6 protein-coding genes are annotated in these 18,020 nt (G+C 66.2%); 1 reads left to right on the top strand and 5 read right to left on the bottom strand.

The window, feature by feature from the left end:
- Window positions 1–66: 66 nt before the first annotated feature.
- A complete protein-coding gene (locus Uis4E_RS01325; RefSeq protein ID WP_101621459.1) occupies window positions 67–930 on the bottom strand; it encodes an aldo/keto reductase in 864 nt (287 codons plus the stop codon).
- Window positions 931–1,124: 194 nt separating this feature from the next.
- Window positions 1,125–10,553, bottom strand: coding sequence for a Spy0128 family protein (locus tag Uis4E_RS01320; protein ID WP_101621458.1), 9,429 nt, complete (start codon window positions 10,551–10,553; stop codon window positions 1,125–1,127).
- A 340-nt stretch (window positions 10,554–10,893) separates the two neighbouring features.
- Between Uis4E_RS01320 and Uis4E_RS01315 the strand changes: the two genes are divergently transcribed.
- Window positions 10,894–12,228 (top strand): RNA-binding domain-containing protein, encoded by a 1,335-nt coding sequence (locus Uis4E_RS01315; protein ID WP_101621457.1) that lies wholly within the window; start codon window positions 10,894–10,896, stop codon window positions 12,226–12,228.
- Between the two features lie 80 nt (window positions 12,229–12,308).
- Here the strand turns inward: Uis4E_RS01315 and Uis4E_RS01310 are convergent, their stop codons facing one another.
- The 3 genes from Uis4E_RS01310 to Uis4E_RS01300 all read right to left on the bottom strand — a co-directional run bounded on the left by Uis4E_RS01310 (window position 12,309) and on the right by Uis4E_RS01300 (window position 17,583).
- Complete coding sequence (locus Uis4E_RS01310) at window positions 12,309–14,573, bottom strand: DUF2207 domain-containing protein (protein WP_101621456.1); 2,265 nt, start codon at window positions 14,571–14,573, stop codon at window positions 12,309–12,311.
- Between the two features lie 67 nt (window positions 14,574–14,640).
- A complete protein-coding gene (locus Uis4E_RS01305) occupies window positions 14,641–16,956 on the bottom strand; it encodes a DUF2207 domain-containing protein (RefSeq protein WP_101621455.1) in 2,316 nt (771 codons plus the stop codon).
- A 39-nt stretch (window positions 16,957–16,995) separates the two neighbouring features.
- Complete coding sequence (locus Uis4E_RS01300) at window positions 16,996–17,583, bottom strand: LemA family protein (RefSeq protein WP_165784796.1); 588 nt, start codon at window positions 17,581–17,583, stop codon at window positions 16,996–16,998.
- Between the last annotated feature and the right edge of the window lie 437 nt (window positions 17,584–18,020).

Raw genomic sequence — 18,020 nt, 5'->3', positions numbered from 1 at the left:
TCAAACGGACGGTCCGGTGGACCGCCCGCAGGCGAGGCCGAACGGCGACGGCCGTGAGGCAATGAATCAGCCGAGCCTGGCGATCTCGTCCGGGGTGAGTTCGAGCTGGTCGGCCTTGAGGGAATCGAGGATCGTCTCGGGGCGGTGGGCGCCGGGGATGACGAACATGTGGTCGCCCTTGGCGAGTTCCCAGGCGAGCACGACCTGCTGGTAGCTCACGCCGTGCGCGGCCGCGACCTCGCGGAACGGGTCGAACGTGGATTCGTCGTACGGGTGGCGGTAACCGCCGAGCGGGCTCCAGCACACGAACGCGAGACCGAGCTTCGCGCAGTAGTCGAGCGTGTCCTGCGTCTCCAGGTGGATCGGCGAATACTGGTTCTGCACGGCGACGAGCTTGTCGCCGAGGATCGAACGCGCGATGTCGATCTGTTCGATCGACGCGTTGGAGACGCCGGCCACGCGGGCCACGCCCTCGTCGACGAGCTGCTTCAGCGCTTCGATGGACTCGTTGTACGGCACCTCCGGATCATGGCGGTGCAGGTACAGCAGGTCGATGGTGTCGACGCCGAGCGCCATCGCCGACTGCTTGCCGTATGCGATGAGGTGCTCCGGCTTGCCGTCGCGCGGCCAGACCGGCTTGTCGCCGTCCCATGCGCGGCGCAGGCCGATCTTCGTGGCGACGGTCACCTCGCTCTTCGGCCCCTTCCACGTGTCGAGCGCCTCGCGCACGAGCTTCTCGCCGGTCTGCTCCTCCTCGCCGGGCGTGTAGTACGCCCATGCGGTGTCGATGTGGCGGCAGCCGGCGTCGAGCGAGGCGTGCAGCGTCTCGATGCCGATCTCATGCCCGCGGTTGTTCTCGATGGTCAGCGGCATTTCGCCGTGTCCGATCGCGGTGGTGGAGAATGGTCCCAGATTGCGGTACAGCGCCATGATGCGTCCTTGTCCTTCCGTGGTTTCCCGTTGATGTCACGTTGCGCGTGACCGGCCGTATGCGAACATATGCGAAACGACCGTGCCCGTGAAGTCCAGCGTAGACTTCACGGGCACGGTCATCAAGTCCGACGAACGTCATCGGACACCGCCGGAACCGCCTGTCGGGACGGTTCCGGCGGAGCGGACATCACCTACCGGCGATGACGTCCGTTCGCCGCGACGGTTCCGGCCTCGTCGCGCCTGCGGCGTTCGGCCACGAGGATCGCGGCTCCACCGCCGAGCAGCAGCAGGGCGATCAGGGCGGGCATGGCCACGCCGGCGCCGGTGGTGCTCAGCGGCGGCGTGTACGTGTTCTCGAACGCGGGCGCCTTGCGGTCGCTGCCGAACAGGCCGGACTGGTAGGCGGCGGTGGCGGTCATCGTGCCGTCGAGGTTGTCGGTGACGGTCACCTTGGCGGTGTACACGGTCGTGTCGTAGGTGACGCCGGTCGCGTCGCCCTTCGACTCGCGGATCGTGTACGTGTATTCGCCCGCCTTGTCGAACGTGATCGGCGTGAACGCGATCCTGCCGTCCGCCGAGTTCTTCGCGGTCCGGATGGTCGTGCCGTCCGCGTCGCGCAGCTCGAACGTGAATTCGCCGTCCTTCAGGTCACGTCCCTTGATGGTCTTGGTGGCCGTGAACGTGAATGCGGTGGGTGCGGGCGCGTACGTGTTGGCGAACACGGCGTCCTCGTCCTTGACGGGCGTGGACTTGACGGTGCCGTCGGCGGCGTCCGGACCGGCGGATTGCGCGGTGCGGGCGATCTCGTGCGTGGCGGTCATCGTGCCGTCGTGGTTGTCCTTGACGGTGACGGTGACGGTGTACACGGTGTCGTCGTAGGTCACGCCGCCCAGGTCGCCGGCGGTTTCGCGCACGGTGTACGCGTAGGTGCCGGGCTTGTCGTACGTGATCTCACCGAACGTGACCTTGCCGTCCGCGGCGTTCGTGACGGTCTTGACGCCGTCCTTCGCGCCTTCCGGCATCGGGGCGACGGTGCCGTCCGCACCGGTCGCGCCGGTGAGGGTGAACGTGAACTCGCCCTTGTCGAGCGCACGGCCGTCGAGCGTCTTCGTGAAGTCGAACGCGTCGGTCGTGGCGCCGCCGGAATACGTGTTCTCGAAGGAGAACAGCGCGCCGGTGGACGGGTCTGCGGTGGCGCTCATCGTGCCGTCGCCGTTGTCGTGCAGCGTGACGGTGAATTCGCGCGTGAGGTCCGCATCGTTGGTGACGCCCGCGACGTCGCCGGATTCGGTGACGACGTACGTGAACGTGCGGTCGGTCCGGCCCGCGAGGTCGGCGAAGTGGTAGACCACCTTGCCGAAGTCGACGTTGCCGGCGTCATCGTTCCGCGCGGTGACTTCGGTCTCGTCGGTGGCGGTCTTGCCGTCCGCGCCGAGCACGTGGAGCGGTGCGCCGTCCTTGCCCTTGAGCGTGAACGTGAACTTGCCCTTGAGCTGGGCGAGGGTGGTGTCGTAGTCGCCGTCCTCGAGCAGCTTCACGCCCTTGAGCTCGATGGGGGTGGAGTCCGTGGTCGTGTAGTTGTTCTCGAACGCGAGTCCGCCGTTGCCGTCCGTGTCCGCGTCGAGGCCGCTCGTGGTGAGCTTCAGCGTGCCGTTGTGGTCCGTGTCCGCCACGTTCACGGTGAACGTGTGGATGCGGGTCACGGCGGTCACGCCGCCGGGCAGGTTCGTTTCGGATTCGACGACCGTGTACGTGTGGTCCCCGAGGTCCTTGAGCGTGTAGGTCAGCGCGTTGTCGAACGTGATCGTGCCGGTGGCGTCGCTGGTGCCGGTGGAGACCGGGGCGCCTTCGGCCTTCGAGCCCTCATACACGTCGAACGTGTACCGGTCGGCGGCGGTGAGCTTGCGGCCGGTCATGGTCTTCGTGCCGGTGAGGGTCAGTGTGGCGGAGGCGGCGTACGTGTTCGTGAAGGCGAACAGCGCGGCCGTGTCGGCGGGTGCGGTGGTCACGGCGAGCGTGCCGTCGCCGGAGTCCTTCACCGTGACGGTGAAGTTCTTGACGGCGGTCGCGTCGTTGGTGACGCCTGCGACGGTCGTGGCATCCTCCGCGACCTCATAGGTGAAGGTCTTGGAGCGGGTGCCGTCGGCCGCGGGAGCGACGTCGGCCAGATCGGCGAGCGTGTAGTGCAGCGTGCCGAAGGAGACGGTGCCTGCCGCGGTGTTGGACGCGGTGAGCTTGGTCTTGTCGACGAGCTTGCCCGTGTCGGAGCCGGTGCCGTCCACGTGGATCGGCGCGCCGTCCTTGCCGGTGAGCGTGAACGTGAACTTGTTCGCGAAGTGCATGGTCTGGTCGCTGCCGTCGTCGCCGGTCACCTTCTTGACGCCGCCGATGGCCGTGGAGCCGGAGGCCGCGTACGTGTTGGTGAACGTCGGCCGCGTGACGTTGGTCTTGCCATCGACGGCGACCTTGGTCGTCAGCTTGCCGTTGCCGGCGTTGGTGACGGTCACCGTGTAGGTGTAGGCGGCGGTGTCGTAGGTGACGCCGGGCAGCTTGCCGTTGTCGGCGGGAGTGATCTCGTTCACGGTGTAGGTGAACGTCTTCGACGTCTTGCCGTCCAAATCGCTCAGCTTGTAGGCGATCGGGTCGAACGCGATCGAGCCGTCCGCGGCCGCGGCCTTGGTCTGGAGGACCTTGCCGGTCGTGGTCGCGCCTTCGTGCAGCTGGAACGTGAAGTCGTTCTCGAAGATCGGGCGGGCGGAGCCGTCCGAGTTCCTGAAGTCCTTCTTCGCGCCGAGCGTGGCTGCGCCGGCCGCGTCGTAGGTGTTCGTGAACTCGGCGGTGTCGGTGCCGCTGTTCGCGTCCGTGACGGCGGCCTTGAGCTTGCCGGTCGACTTGTCGAGCGTCACGTCGACGTGCACGTACTGCCACGTGTGATCGTAGGTCACGCCGTTCCTGACGTCGTTCACGGCGTCGTCGGGCACGACCTCGCGGATGGAGTAGTCGTGGGCGCCGACCTTGTCGAAGTCGATCGTGTCGAAGGTCACGTCGCCGTTCGCGGCGTTGGTCTTCGTCTGGAGGAGCTTCGCCGGGTCGCCGTCACGGAACTGGATGCCGTCGTACAGCTGGAACGTGAACTCGCCGTCCTTGAGCGTCGCGCCGTTCAGGGTCTTGTGGGCCTTGAGCTGCGCGTCGACCTTGGTGGGCGTGTACGTGTTCGTGAACACGGGGCGTCCGGCGTCGATCCTGTCGGCCGCGACCGGGTCGCCGTTCTTGTCCTTGAACGCGGGGGTGACGGTAAGATAGCCGTTGCCGTCCACCGCGACCGTGACGTCGACCGTGTAGACGGTGTCGTCATAGGTCATGCCGGCTTCGGAGCCCTTGACCTCGGCGATCTCGTAGCGGTAGGTCTTCGCGCCGCCGTCGGCCGCGAGGTCGGCGTCAGTGAACTGCACGTCCTTGAACGCGGCCTCGCCGTTGCCGGTGTTCTCGGCCTTGAGGCTCGTGGCGTCCTTCACCGTGCCGTCGGCGTCGATCACGTGGAGCGGCGCGTTCTTGACCGGCGTGAGCGTGAACTGGAACTTGCCGGCGGTGAGCGGGTTGGCGTCGCCGCTCAGGTCGGTGTAGCGCTTGAGGACCTTCGGGCTCCAGTTCTGGGAGAGCTTCGCGTACGTGTTGGTGATCGTCGCGACCGGTTCGCCGACGGCGGGATCGGCCTTCACGGCCTTGCCCTGCTTGGCGGCGTTCGGATCGACCTTGGAGACGAGTTTCATGGCGGTCGTGGCGGTCAGCTGGCCGGTGCCGTCGTCGGTCACGGTGACGGTGGCGCGGTACAGGTCGGTGGAGTAGCTGACGCCGGGGATGGCGTCGGCCGCCGAGGGCTGGACCTCGCTGATGTTGTACACGTAGGTGCCGGCCTTCGTGTAGGTCATCTCGCCGAATCCGAACACGTCGCCATTGGTGGCGGTGTGCGTGAGCACGCCGTCCTGCGCGCCTGCCGGCATCGGGATGTCGGTCTTGGCGACGGTCGCCTTGTTCGCGGCGAGCGTGCCGCTCACGGCTTCGAGCTTGAAGTCGAAGCGGTCGGTGCCGTCGGTCTTCCAGTCGCGGCCGTCAAGCTGCTTCTTCGCGTGCAGTTCGGCGGTGGCGGGCGCGGGCGTGTACACGTTGTCGAACGCGGCGGCCTCGGAATCGGGGTCGTCGGACGTCGCGGGATTGCCATCGCTGATCGCGTAGCTGGTCTGCAGCGTGCCGCTGCCGGCGTCCTTGACGGTCACTTCGATCGTGCGGGTCGTGGCGTCGTAGGCGATGCCGTCCTTCACGTCGCCGGCCTTGGCGGGCTGTCCGTCGGGGCCAAGTTCGGCCGCCGTGTAGGTCAGGTTCCAGGTCTTCGTGGCGGCGTCATAGGCGGCGTAGCCGTCGGTGACCGCCTGCGCGAGCGAGGCGGGCGTGTAGTCGATGTGGTCGAAGGCGACGTGGCCGGAGGCCTCGCCGTCTACGGGGGCCGTGTTCGTGGCGGTCTGGATCGGCGTCTTGCCGTCCGTGCCGTCGCCCTGGTACAGGCCGAAGGTGTACGCGCCGGCCTTGAGCTGCGGTGCGGTGGTTCCCTCGGAGGCGGTGATCTTCTTGTGCAGCAGGAAGTACGCGTAGCCGGTGGGCGCGTACACGTTGGTGAACGTGGACGCGTCGGTCGTGTTCCTGTCGGCGTCGGTCGTCGCCGCGGAATTGTCGTAGACGGTGGGCGCGATGGCGAGCGTGCCGTCGCCGTTGTCCTTCACCGTGACCGTGACGTACCCGACGTGCTCGTCCTTCTGCGTGCCGGTCTTCACGGTGCCGGTCTCGGTGACCGCGAACTTGAAGGTTCCGGGCTTGCTGAAGTGGAGGCCGTCGAAAGTGAACGCAGCGGGCTGGCCGTCCTTCGCGTTCACGACGGTCTGCGTCATGTCGGTGGCTTTCCTGTCGGAGCCGAGGACGATGGAATGGTCCTTCAGTCCGGCGCGGGCGGCACGTGCTTCGGCCGTGTTGTCGGAGGCGGCGGCGAGACGGAACGTGAACGTCTCGTTCGGATCCATGTCGCGGCCGGTCAGGGTCTTGCGTCCGGCGATCGACGTCTCGGCGGGCGTCAGGTCATACGTGTTGGAGAACACGGGGCGGCCGTTGTCGAGCTTGGAGGGGTCGACCGCATTGCCGTCCTCGTCGAGGATGGTGACGCTCTGCTTGAGCACGGGCCTGTCGCCGTCCGTCGTGGTGCTGATCGCGACCTTCACCGTGTATGCGGCGAGGTCGTAGGTCATGCCGTTCAACGTGGCGGCCGTGCCGTCGGCGTTCGGCGTGGCACCGTCGGGCACGTTCTCCTTGAGCGTGTACTCGTAGGTCTTGCCGTCGTCGCGCGCGGAGGTGAGCGTGATGAGGCCGAACGAGGCGACGCCGGCACTGGTGACGTTCGCCGTGGCGGAATCGCCGGTGGCGCCATCGGGCAGCGGGGCGCCGTCCTTCGCGACGAGCGCGAACGAGAACATGCCGTCGGTCAGCGGCTTGGAGCCGGTCTTGTCGGCGTACTTCTTGGTGACGAGCAGGCCGAGGTTGGCCTCCTGCGCCTTGAAGACGTTGGTCACGGCCGCGACGTTACCGTCGACCGCGGTGTTGCCGGCGGACGTGCCGTCGTCGTTCTGCACCTTGGTCATGACGACGCTGTCGTTGGACAGCTTGCCGTTGCCGTCATCGGTGATGGTGACGGTCACGTCGTACAGCGCGTTCGAATAGTCGACGCCGGGGATGGCATGCTCGCCGTTGTTCGCGGTGGGCGTGCGTTCGAACACGGTGTAGTGGTATTCGCCGGCCCTGTCGTAGGTGATGTCGCCGAACGCGTGCGTCTTGCCGTCGGTCACCGTGAGCGAGGCGTAGCCGTTCTTCGCGCCCGCGGGCAGCGGGGCGTCCTCGGTGGGCGCCGCCGGCTGCAGGCGGAACTCGAACGAATCGCCGTCACGCCATGCGCGGCCGGTGAGCGTCTTCTGCACCTTGATGGTGCCGGAGGTCGTGACCGGAGTGGGCTTGTACGTGTTGTCGAACGTCCAGTCGCCGTGGTTCTCGTCGATGCCTTCAACCTTCGCCTGACCGCCCTTGATCTCCAGGTTGCCGGAGGCATTGCGCGTGACGGTGAACGTCACGGAGGCGGTGCGGGTGTCGACGGTCATGCCGTCGCCATCCTTGCCGGTCTCCTTGACCGTGTAGGCGTAGGTGCCAGGTTCGGGGAACGTGAAGTCGCCGAACGTGAACGGCGAGGCGCTGCCGTCGGCGCCGTCGCCGGTCTTGCCGACGGTGGCGGTGGTGTCGGCGGGCATGGCGGCCTTGAGCGCGGCCTCGCTCACACCCTTGCTGTTCGCGGCGTCCGCGGCGAGCTCGAACGTGAACTTGTCGGCATCTGTCCACGCGCGGCCGGTCAGCTGCTTGTACAGGGTGACGGAGCCCTTCACCGCGGCGGGCTTGCGCTTGTCGTACACGTTGAACGACGTGCCGTCGGAGACGGCGAGGCCGAAGCCCTTAGCGCGGTCCAGCGCGTTCGCGGCCTGTTCGGCGTCCGTGCCGGGGAGCATGAAGTAGTGCGGCGTGGCGTCGAGCTCGTAGGCGGTGCCGTCCGTGCCGGTGGGGGCCGCGGTCTCCACGAAGTAGTAGAGCGTATTGGTCTTGAGCGGCTTGTCGGCGGAGCCGAACGTGGCGACGCCGTTGGCGTCGGTCGTGACCTCGGCGCCGGACTGCGTGGCGACGGCCTTCACCTGGTCGAAGGTGACCTTCGTGCCGGACAGCCGGTTCATGTCGACTTCGTAGAGCGCGAACTTCGCGCCGGCGAGCTTGCGGGAGAGGTCGTCGGCGTCGGTCTTGGTGATGGCGATCGAGCCGGCGGCGCCGTCGGTGCCGGAGTTCGGGTTGGTGACGGTCCAGTCCTTCTTGTTGATGTCCTCGCCGTTGGCGACGCCTTCCAGCGTGGCCGTGTTGGTGAGGTTCACCCTGTCGCCGGGCTTGCCGTTGGGCTTCACGTCATAGGTCACGGTGACGGGCGTCGAGTCCGGCAGCGTGAGCGTGAGCTTGGTGGTGGGGTCGCCGTTCGCGTCGGTCACGTCCTCGACCTTGACCGGCACGATGAGCGTGGCGCCCGTGTTGCTGTTGGTCACCTTGAGCGAGGCGGGAATGAACGTGCCTTCGGCGTCCATCATGTCGGTGAGGGTGACGGTGTCGGCGTTCTTGATGAGGTCGGCGCCCTGCGGGTTCACCTTGATCGTGTAGCGCACGCGGTTGAGGTCCTTGATCTGCGCGGCGGACTTGTCGATGACCTTGCTGTCGCCGGTCACGGTGCTGGAGTCCTCGCCGAAGTGGGTGTCGCCGGAGTCGGCGGTCGCCTTGTTGGTGAAGGCGACCGCGCCTCCGGTGGTCTTGGCCGCGGTGGAGTAGGTGAGCACGGCGTACGCCTTGTCGGAGCCGTCGGTCTGGACGACGCCGTTGGTGGGGATCGTGAACGTGAGTTTGCCGTTCGCGTTCGCCATGACGTTGTCGAGGTTCTGCTTGTCGAGGGTGCCCGGATTCCAGCCGGCCTGCACCTTGTAGGTGCCACCGGGCACGTAGCTCATGCCCTGCGGGATGGTGTCGTTGACGACGATCGGCCGGCCGTTGAGTTCGGTCTTGCCGACGCCGTTGTACGGGTCGTCGTCCTCGTTGACGGTCACCTTCCACGTGGCGACCCACGCGCCCTTGGTGGCGTCGCTCGGGTCGATCTTGGACCAGTCGAAGTCCTTGTCCCATTTCATCGAGCCGGTCTTGGAGACGAGGTTCGTGTTCTCGATGTCGTAGGAGTCGCTGGCGGAGGTGGTCCTGCCGTTGACCTTCACGCTGGCCGTGTTCTTGTACGTGCCGGGCGTCTTGTCGCTCGTGGTGGCGTAGCGGACGGTCACGTCCTGCTTGCCGACTGCGGCCTTGAGCGCGTCGGTCGCCTTGAACGTGATGGTGAACTGGTCGTTCGTCTTGTTGTAGGCGACCGTGTAGTCGGGGCCTTCGGCGAGCGTCGTGCCGCCGATCGTGAGCGTCGGTTTGCCGTCGAACGTGAACGTGGCGCCGTCCGGCTCGGAGAGCTTGTCGGTGAACGTCACCTTGGACGGGTCGGTGCCGGCGGCCATCTTGGAGAACTCCACGGTGGACGTCCACGTGGCCTTGCCGTCGGCGGCGATGGCGGTCTTCGGGGTGTCGAGCTTCTTGGTGACGTACGTGTTGGTGTCCTTCGGCGTGTAGGAGCCGTCGTCGCTGCCGCCGGGGTGCTTGTCGTCCGGCGGGGTCACCTCGGCGTGGTTGTCCACCGTGGCGGTGGAGGAAGCGTCGTCGAGCGCGGTGTGGTATTCGATGGTGTACTGCTGCGCGCCGGCGTCCGCCGGGAACGTGTAGGTGAAGTCCTTGGCCGAACCGTCGAGCCGGCCGGTGGCCACCGTGTTCCCCTTGGCGTCCTTCACGGTGTAGGAGCCGGTGTAGTGCTGGCCGTCCCTGATGGCGTCGGTGAACACGTAGCCGCCCATGTCGGCCTTGAGGCTGCCGGAGTTGAGCTTGACGGTCCACTTGATGTCGGAGGCGGTGCCGGAGCCGTTGGACTTCTGCACCATCGCGTAGCTGAGGTTCGGGGTGACGTCGGCCGCGCCGGGCTTGTCGGCGCCGTCCCAGTTCCATTGCGCGGTGTTCTTCGCGTCATCGAGCTTGCCGCCCTGGGCGAGCGTCTTCTTCGCCGCGTCGGTGAGCTGCGCCTTGTAGGTGAGCTGGTAGCCGTTCTTGTCGGCCTTCGCGAGGTCGCCGAGGCTGATGGTGGCCTTCTGGCCGTCGATTGTGGCGTTCACGGGCTTGCCGTCGAGCTGGAAGCTACCGTCGACGAACGTGAAGTTGGAGCCCATCGTGTCGGTGACGACCATGTCCTTGACGTCGAACTGCGGCTTCAGGGTGACGGTGAACGTGACGGTGCCGTCGTCGTTGATCGTGTACGTCTTCTGGCCGTTCACCTTGGACTTGTCGATGGTGATGGTGATGTCGCCGCCACCACCGGGGAACGTGATGTGTTCCTGGTCGCCGTCGCCGCCGGCATCCTCGCCGAGCGTGAAGTCGAAGCTCACGTACGAGCTGATGTCGGAGGGGTGGCTGTTGAGCCAGTCCTCGTTCCAGTGCGCGGTGACCACGCCGTGCGCGATCTTCCACGTGCCGGCCGCGTTGCCGTCCTTGTCGTAGAGCGTGGAGGATTCCACATCCTTCACACGGATGTTCTTCGGGAACGTGTAGGAGCGGTTCGGGCTGTCGAGCGTGGGCTTCTGCTCGTCGGTGAAGTCGAAGCTGATGGACCCGTAGAACGTCTGGCCGACGCTCGCCTTGTCGGTGTTCGGATCGAACTTCTGCGTGTGGTTCTTGTCCTTGTAGATGTCGACGGTCACGCCGCTCGTGACCTCGACGGCCGGTGCGTCGGGATTGTAGACCGTCTCCGCCGCGACCGCGGACGGCGTGAGGTTCACGCCCGTCAGCAGCATCGCCACGGCGGCGATCAACGCCACCAGCACCTTGCCTAGCCTGCTTGTGTTCTTGCCTATCTTGTTGTCCAGCGATTCCATGGCCGAACGCCCCTTACTGGCTTATTCCTGGTTCTCTCCGTCGTGAAGCGTCTGAACGAGCCCGCCTCGGTGGCGCAGGGAATTCCCAATACGCCTATAAACGACGAACGTAGCCCCCCCCCCCGGGACAAAAACCAACCGGAAAACGGCGGAATTCCAGTAATGCCAACGTTGGCACTACCTTCAGTGGCGTGTCTCACATCGCGAAAGTGCTTTCGTCATACGATTGAATGTGCACAACCGGAATCAATCAATCGAATCGTATAGTATTAGATACTAATAGATAGTATAAGATAATGTAAGATAGTAGACGAAACACGCCCACGATAAGGAGACCACGATGACGTCGCTCCATGAGAACCTCATCACCGAATTCAAACGGGATTGGGTGGATGGTGCGAAACGCACGGCGGTTGCCTTCGCCAACACGGACGGCGGCGTCATCTATCTCGGCGTGGAAGACGACGGCACACCAATAGGCGTTCCGGACGCGGACGAAAGCATGCGACGCGCCACCCAGGCGATAGCAGACGGCATCCACCCCGATCTGATGGGATTCACCTCGGTGGAGACGGAACAAATGAACAACGTTCCCGTGGTTGCCGTCCACATTCAACGCGGCACGAACCGTCCCTATTATCTGGCCGACAAGGGGATCAGACCTGCCGGAGTGTACGTCCGTTCCGGTGCGGCGTCGATTCCCGCCAGCGAATCCGCGATCGTCGATATGATCCGCCAGACGGCTGGCGACTCCTTTGAGGACGCGGTGTCATTGCAACAGACATTGACGTTCACAGCCGCCGAACTTGCGTTTTCCGATACCGGACTCGCCTTCACCGAAGCCACCCAACGCACGCTGGGTCTACGCACCGATGATGGCCGGTACACGAATCTGGCATGGCTGCTTTCCGACCAGTGCACGGTCTCCATCAAAGCCGCCGCATTCGCCGACGACGACAAGGAGACGTTCCTGAACCGGCAGGAATTCAGCGGATCGCTGCTCACCCAGTTCGACCAGGTCAATGAATTCATCAACCGGCACAACACCGTGGTCTCGCGCACCGGCGACGACATGCGCCGCGTCGATGACTACGATTACACGCCGTTGGTGTTGCGCGAGGCTCTGCTCAATCTCATTGTGCACCGCGACTATGGGCTGTCCGGCCCGTCGCTGGTCAGCGTGTTCGCCGACCGTATGGAATTCCTCAATCTTGGCGGCCTCCCCAGCAGGTTCACCCGCGAGGACATGATGAACGGCATCTCCGCCCAACGCAATCCGAAACTAGCGAACGTGTTCTACCGGCTGCGGCTCGTGGAGGCATATGGAACAGGAATCCGCCGCATCATGGGAGATTATCGGGATTCCAAGGAACAACCATCGTTCCATATCACCGATCACACGTTCCGACTGGTGCTACCCAAGCACGCAGCGTCCCGCGCCACCGCCCACGGTCACGACACGGCCGCAAGCCACGATACGGAGCAGCCGTTGTCCCCCAACGAACACATGGTGCTCGACTATGCGCGGAATCACGGTGCCGTCACCCGGCGACAGGCACAGGCGCTCACCGGACTATCCCAAGGCTCCGCCTACCAAATAATCGCATCGCTGGTGGGACGCGGCATGCTCTCCCGAACCGGGAAGGCACGCGCCACACGCTACATGCCGGCATAGCCGCATCGCCGTGCGGCACTCCGCGTCATGCCGTCCGGCGGTTCTCTCCGCCGGAACCACTGCCGGAGAGAACCGCCGGACTACCGGCCGCCGCCCGAGCCGCCGCCGGAACCGCCGCCACCTCCGCCGAAGCCGCCGCCGCCGGACGAGGAGGACGGCGCGGCGGCGGAGATCGTCGAGGCGACCGAATCGAAGCCGGAGCTCAGCTGCGAGCCGATGTCGCCCAATCCGCCGGCGAACGCGTCGCCGCCGAAACCGCCCATGCCGCCGGACGACGACCCGCCCGACCACGGGCCGGAGGACCCGTACCCGCCGCCGCGGCCGTACCGGCGATGCCATTCGCGACGGCGGTAGTTCCAATACCACACGGAGTCCGAACCGTTCTCGTCGAGCCATGCCGGATCGGCGAGCTGCGGGTAGGCTTTCGCGAGCTCGGCGGCCATCCGCCCGGAGATGCCGAACGCGGCCGCGTACACCATGTACCAGTCCCAGAGCACGAGGTCCGCGGGACCGCGGCCGGTGAAGTCGGAGAAATCCTCCATGTACCGTTTGAGTCCAAGGCATCGGCCGGCGTAGTCCTCGCCGGAGGCCGTGAACCGTTTCGGCATGCCGATGCCGAGGATGAACACGCTGGTCCACACGCTGGGGGCGCCCACGCACAGCTGCACGGCGATGTTCGAGGTGAGCACGGGGGATGTGAGCAATCCCGAGCCGAGGATCAGCAGGAACGCCATGGGGATCATGTAGCCGCTCGTCATGGAGCGCACGGCGTCAAGCGCCGCGTATTCGAGGTCCGCGGCCGATGTGAACCGTTCCATCGACTTGTAGCCGTCCCGCCACCCCTTGCATGCCGCCTTCATCTGCGTGAAGTCGAACACCGGGGAGCCGACGCGGCGCGAGATGTCGATGATGAGGTCGAGGCACGCGGATTCGGACCGGCACAGGCCGAGCGAGGCCCGTTGCGGCGTGAACACGGCGGGGAGGATCACGATCGTGCTCGTCGTGTCGCTCGCCGCGACGAGCCGCGGGTCGGCGCCGATCATGCGCGACAGGCCGACCGGGTCGGCACGGCTCAGGTCGATGCCCCGGTACATCCACGAGGGGCCCGGGTAGATGGCGACGGCCTTCTTCACGGCGAGCGCCATCACGGTGCCGGAAAGCGAGCATTCGTTCAGCATGCGGTCGGCGCGTTTGCCGGCGACGCCGCCGACGGGCAGCCCGTCCATCGCGTCCATGAGCCGTGCGGCGACGGCGGGGCTCACCTGCGGCGGGTCGCGCCAGTAGACGATCGGGCCATGGTAGCCGGCGAGTCGGCGCGACCGGAACGCGGCGATGAGCCCCCACGTGCACAGGCCGATGGCGGCGGCGGCGAGCGCTCCCCACCAGGCGAGGTACGTCCATGCTTCGCCGCGTCGGTCTTCGCGCCATTGCCGTTCCTTGGCGCGTTCGGTGGATGTGAGGTCGGCGAGCGCGTCGTCGTGGACGGTGTGCGCGACGTCGCCGGCGAACCGGGAGTCGTAGGCGGCGACGACGTCGAGGTAGTCGCCGGAGCGGAGGTCGTGGACGGTGAAGTCGAACGTGCCGTCGTCGGTGCGGCCGTCGGCGTCCGTGTCGGTGTCGCTGTCGCGTTCGGTGTGCAGCCAGCTCCACACGTTCGACGCGCCGGTGCCGTCGGGGAAGCGCACGCTGCCGGTGATGGTTCCGGCGGGAACCCGGCTGGTGCTCTTGATCGGCTCCCATTGGAAGGTGGTGACGTCGTCGTGTTTCGTGGCGATGTCGTGCATGGTGAACGACACGTCGAATTTCAGGCTGTCGGTCTCCTTGGTGGCGGGGATGTTCCAGCCGATTTCGATGGTCTTGGGGCCGCCCGTCGCGTCGGCGCCGTCGAGTCCGTCCCTGCCGGGCTCGTAGGGTTGCGGGTCGTCGGCGCCGTCGGTCACGTCGGCGATGTACCAGTGGTCCGCGTATTTCAGGTTCCAGGTGCCGTCGTTGACGGTTTCGGGGTTCTGCGGGTCGATGCGCGTGTACGTTGCGCCGGTGGTGGCGTTGCGCACGGTGATGCCGGTGATGTCGGTGAGTTTGCCGCGTTCGAGCGTGTACTGCCAGTACAGCTGCTTCCAGCGTTTCGTGTGGCCATCGTCGTCCTCACGCGCCTTGAGCCGGTAGTCGTAGCGCGTGTCGACCTTGAGGTCGCCGTCGGCGGTGGCGACGGCCGTGTAGTCGATGGTGCGGCAGCTGAGCAGGGCGCCGCCGACGAGCCCGCTGTGCCCGAGGAGCAGGATGCCTACGAGGATCGCCGTGGCGATGAGTGCGTTGACCGCCGATCTGACCAGTCCGTGCCGCATGTTGCCGTCCCGTCCGTGCCGTTGTTCGTGTCGTTCGTCCGCTCCGTGTTCGGTGTGCTCTACGCGTTCAGCGTCCGCCGAAGGAGCCGCCGCCGGAGCCGCCGCTCGAACCGCCGAATCCGCCGGAATCGAAGCTGCCGGACGAGCCGAAGTCGATTCCGCCGGAGGAGCCTGACGAGCTGGAGGGCGACGCGGCGTCGATGGTGGAGGTGATGTCGGAGATGCCGGCGGACAGCTGCGAGCCGAGGTCGCCGAATCCGGCGAGCCCCGAACCGTTGGCCGAGTACGGGCCGATGCCGAAGAAGCGGTCGAGCCTGGAGGAGAACGAGGAGCCTGCGCCGTTCCCCGGGCCGCCGTAGCCGTAGGCGCGGGGCCCGTCGCGCCATGGGTCGGTGCGGTAGTCCCAGTAGAGCGTGGAGCCGGACGCGTTGCCGTCGAGCCATGCCGGGTCGGCGAGCTGCGGGTAGGCGTCGGCGAGTTCCCGTTTGAGCTTGTCGGACATGCCGAACGCGGCCGCGTACACCATGTACCAGTCCCACAGGGCGATGTCGGCGGTGCCGCGGTCCGTGAAGTCGGAGAAGTCGTCCATGTAGCGTTTGAGCCCGAGGCATTGGCCGGCGGCTTCCTGTCCTTTCGGCATGATTTCGTTCATCGCGCCGCTCATCGAGCAGAACAGGCCGATCGTGAAGACCGGCATGCCGAGCAGCAGGCCGACGGCCCCGTGGCCGATGATCACGTTGGCGAGCATCGTGCCGAAGCCCAGCAGCGTGGTGAACACGCCGGAGACGATCCACCGCCAGCCGACCGACTTGGAGACGTGCAGATGCCAGTATTCGCTGTCGCGGGCGTTGATGAACCGGTTGAGTTCGATGTACCCGTCCTTCCATCCGCGGCAGGCGGCGTCCATCTGGTCGAAGTCGAACACGGGCGAGCCGACGCGTCTGGAGATGGCGACGAGCAGGTCGAGCAGCGCCTTCTCCGAATCGGTGAGACCGCCAGCCGCCACCGCGGCGGCGGCCGAGGACCGGTCGAGGGCCCGCGGCAGCAACACGATGGTGCGGGTGCGTCCGGCCGCGTGCCGTCTGCCCGGGTCTGCGTCGATCATGCGGGTCAGTTCGGCGGGTACGGCACGGCTCAGGTCGATGCCGACGTACATGGTCGCGGGACCGGGGTAGACGGCGATCGCCTTCTTGACGGACAGGGAGAGCAGCGTGGCGGTGAGCGCGCGGTTGGTGCGCGAGGCGCGATGCCTGCCGCCCTCCGGGTCGACCACGTCGATGAGCCGCGCCGCGGCAGCGGGGCTCACCGCGGGCTTGTCGCGCCAGTATTCGATGGGACCGCGGTAATGGGAGCGCCGTCGGCTGGTGACCACGGCCGTGATGGACAGCGCGCACATGACGATGCCGGCGACGAGCGTGATCGACCAGTAGATGAGCCGCGCACGGGCGTCTCCTTGCTGTTTGTCGCGCCATTGCCGTTCCTGTTCGGCCTCGCTGCGCTTCAACGCGTCCAGATGCGTGCCGGAGCGCGTGCGCGCGACATTCGACGCCTCGTCCGCGTCGAAGGCGGCCACGAGGTCGAGATAGTCGCCGGAGCGCACGTCGTGCACGGTGAAGTCGAGCGTGCCGTTCTTCCCACGGCTGGTTTCGGATCGCTGTTCGGTGTGCAGCCACGCCCATGAGTTCGTCGTGTCGACGCCGAGCGGGAACCGTACCTTGCCGGTGACCGTGCCGATCGGCACCTGGTTGGACGTGCCGAACGGCTCCCATTGGAACGCGGCGACGTCGTCCCACTTGGTGCCCACGCCGTGCATGGTGAAGCGGATGTTGAACGTCAGGCTGTCCGCGGATTCGGTGGCGGGAATGTTCCAGCCGAGTTCCACGGTCTCCGCGGTCTTCGCGCCGTCGACGCCCTTCCTCAGGGTGACTTCGCCGCCGCCGGTCTCGTAGCCGGTCGTGCCGCCGCCGTTGACCTTCGCGATATACCAGCGGTTGGCCTGTTCGGCGTTCCACGTGGCGTCGGAGTAGGCGTCCGGCGCGGCGTACTCGTCGCTTTCCTCGTACTCGATGCCTTTGGTGATGTTCGTCACGTGGATGTCCGAGATGCCGGTCAGGTTGTCGGATTTCAGCGTGTACTGCTGGTACAGCTGCTTCCACGGCTTGGTCTCGCCGCCCTCCGTGCGTTTAGCCAGACGCACGTCGATCTTCTGCGTGATCTCGAGGTCGCCGTTGCGGTCGACCAGCACATCGTAGTCGAGCGACCGGTAGCTGAGCGACGGCGAGACGCCCACGCTTTGGATCAACGAGAGCGAACCGAAGACGAACGTCATGAGCAGCGTGCCGAACACGGTGACGATGATGGCGACGATGGTCCGTTTCCTCATGGTTCCCGCCTTCCCTTCCGCCGGCCGCCCGTCCGGCGGTCAGAACCTCACCTGCGGCACGGCGCGGCTCGCCTCGTCGGCGGCGAAGTACTGCGCCTGCGTGAAGTGGAAGAGTCCCGCGATGATGTTGCTCGGCACCGTCTCGATGCGCGTGTTGTATTTCATCACCACGTCGTTGTAGAACTGGCGGGCGAACGCGATCTTCTGTTCGAGCGCCTGCAGCTGGTTCTGCAGGTTCACGAAGTTCTGGTTGGCCATGAGCTGCGGGTACGCCTCGGCCGTGGCCGTGAGGTTGAACAGGGCGCGCGACAGCTGGTTCTCGGCGGCGGCGCGTTGGGCGATCGTGGCGCCCGGGTTCGTGGCGGCCGCCATCGCGCCGGCGCGCGCGGCCGTCACCTGCGTGAGCACGCCGGATTCGTGCGCCGCATAGCCCTTCACCGTCTCCACGAGGTTCGGGATGAGGTCGGCGCGCTGCTTCAACTGCACGTCGATCTGCGCCCAGCCGTTGCCGACCCGGTTGCGCAGCTGCACGAGACCGTTGTAGGCGGCGATCGCCCACGCCACCAGTCCGATGATGACCGCCAGGATCACCACCACAATCACTATCGCCACCGCCGCACCGCCCATGGCCCGCTCCTTCGTCCGGGGGACACGGCCGCGCCGCACGCGCCCGTGTCCCGTCATCCGATCGTCGTCCGATCGTCCGCGATCATCCGTAACCGCTTGCACCCCATTCTTCCACGCCCCACGCCATACCGGTAGATATCCACCGGTTATTGCCGACGCCCGGCGCGTCGCCCCACCCACATTCCCATGGTGCGGCAACACATAATCTCCATAACGGCGGAATCAAGCCGTTTCCCGTCACCGCACCATGGGTGATTCACCGCACCATGGGAGTCGGGTCACCCCACCGGTGCATCGCCGCCGACCACCATTCGATTGTTGGTGGTTTCTCAGACAATAACAAGCCCATTAACAAAAACAGGGGTCCGGAACATCGTAAGATGTTCCGGACCCCCTTGAGTTGGCGGCCGTTAGGCCATACATCCGGCATGAGACGA

Origin of the sequence: Bifidobacterium parmae, from assembly GCF_002860365.1 — a bacterium.
In the GTDB taxonomy this organism is placed as follows: Bacteria; Actinomycetota; Actinomycetes; order Actinomycetales; family Bifidobacteriaceae; genus Bifidobacterium; species Bifidobacterium parmae.
The sequence above is the reverse complement of the archived record's forward strand: the minus strand, read 5'-3'. Positions and strand labels throughout refer to the sequence as shown.

Coding starts and splice junctions, on each gene's coding strand:
- Uis4E_RS01320 (WP_101621458.1), bottom strand. CDS start 10,553: ATGGAATCGCTGGACAACAAGATAGGCAAGAACACAAGCAGGCTAGGC.
- Uis4E_RS01315 (WP_101621457.1), top strand. CDS start 10,894: ATGACGTCGCTCCATGAGAACCTCATCACCGAATTCAAACGGGATTGG.
- Uis4E_RS01310 (WP_101621456.1), bottom strand. CDS start 14,573: ATGCGGCACGGACTGGTCAGATCGGCGGTCAACGCACTCATCGCCACG.
- Uis4E_RS01305 (WP_101621455.1), bottom strand. CDS start 16,956: ATGAGGAAACGGACCATCGTCGCCATCATCGTCACCGTGTTCGGCACG.
- Uis4E_RS01325 (WP_101621459.1), bottom strand. CDS start 930: ATGGCGCTGTACCGCAATCTGGGACCATTCTCCACCACCGCGATCGGA.
- Uis4E_RS01300 (WP_165784796.1), bottom strand. CDS start 17,583: ATGGGCGGTGCGGCGGTGGCGATAGTGATTGTGGTGGTGATCCTGGCG.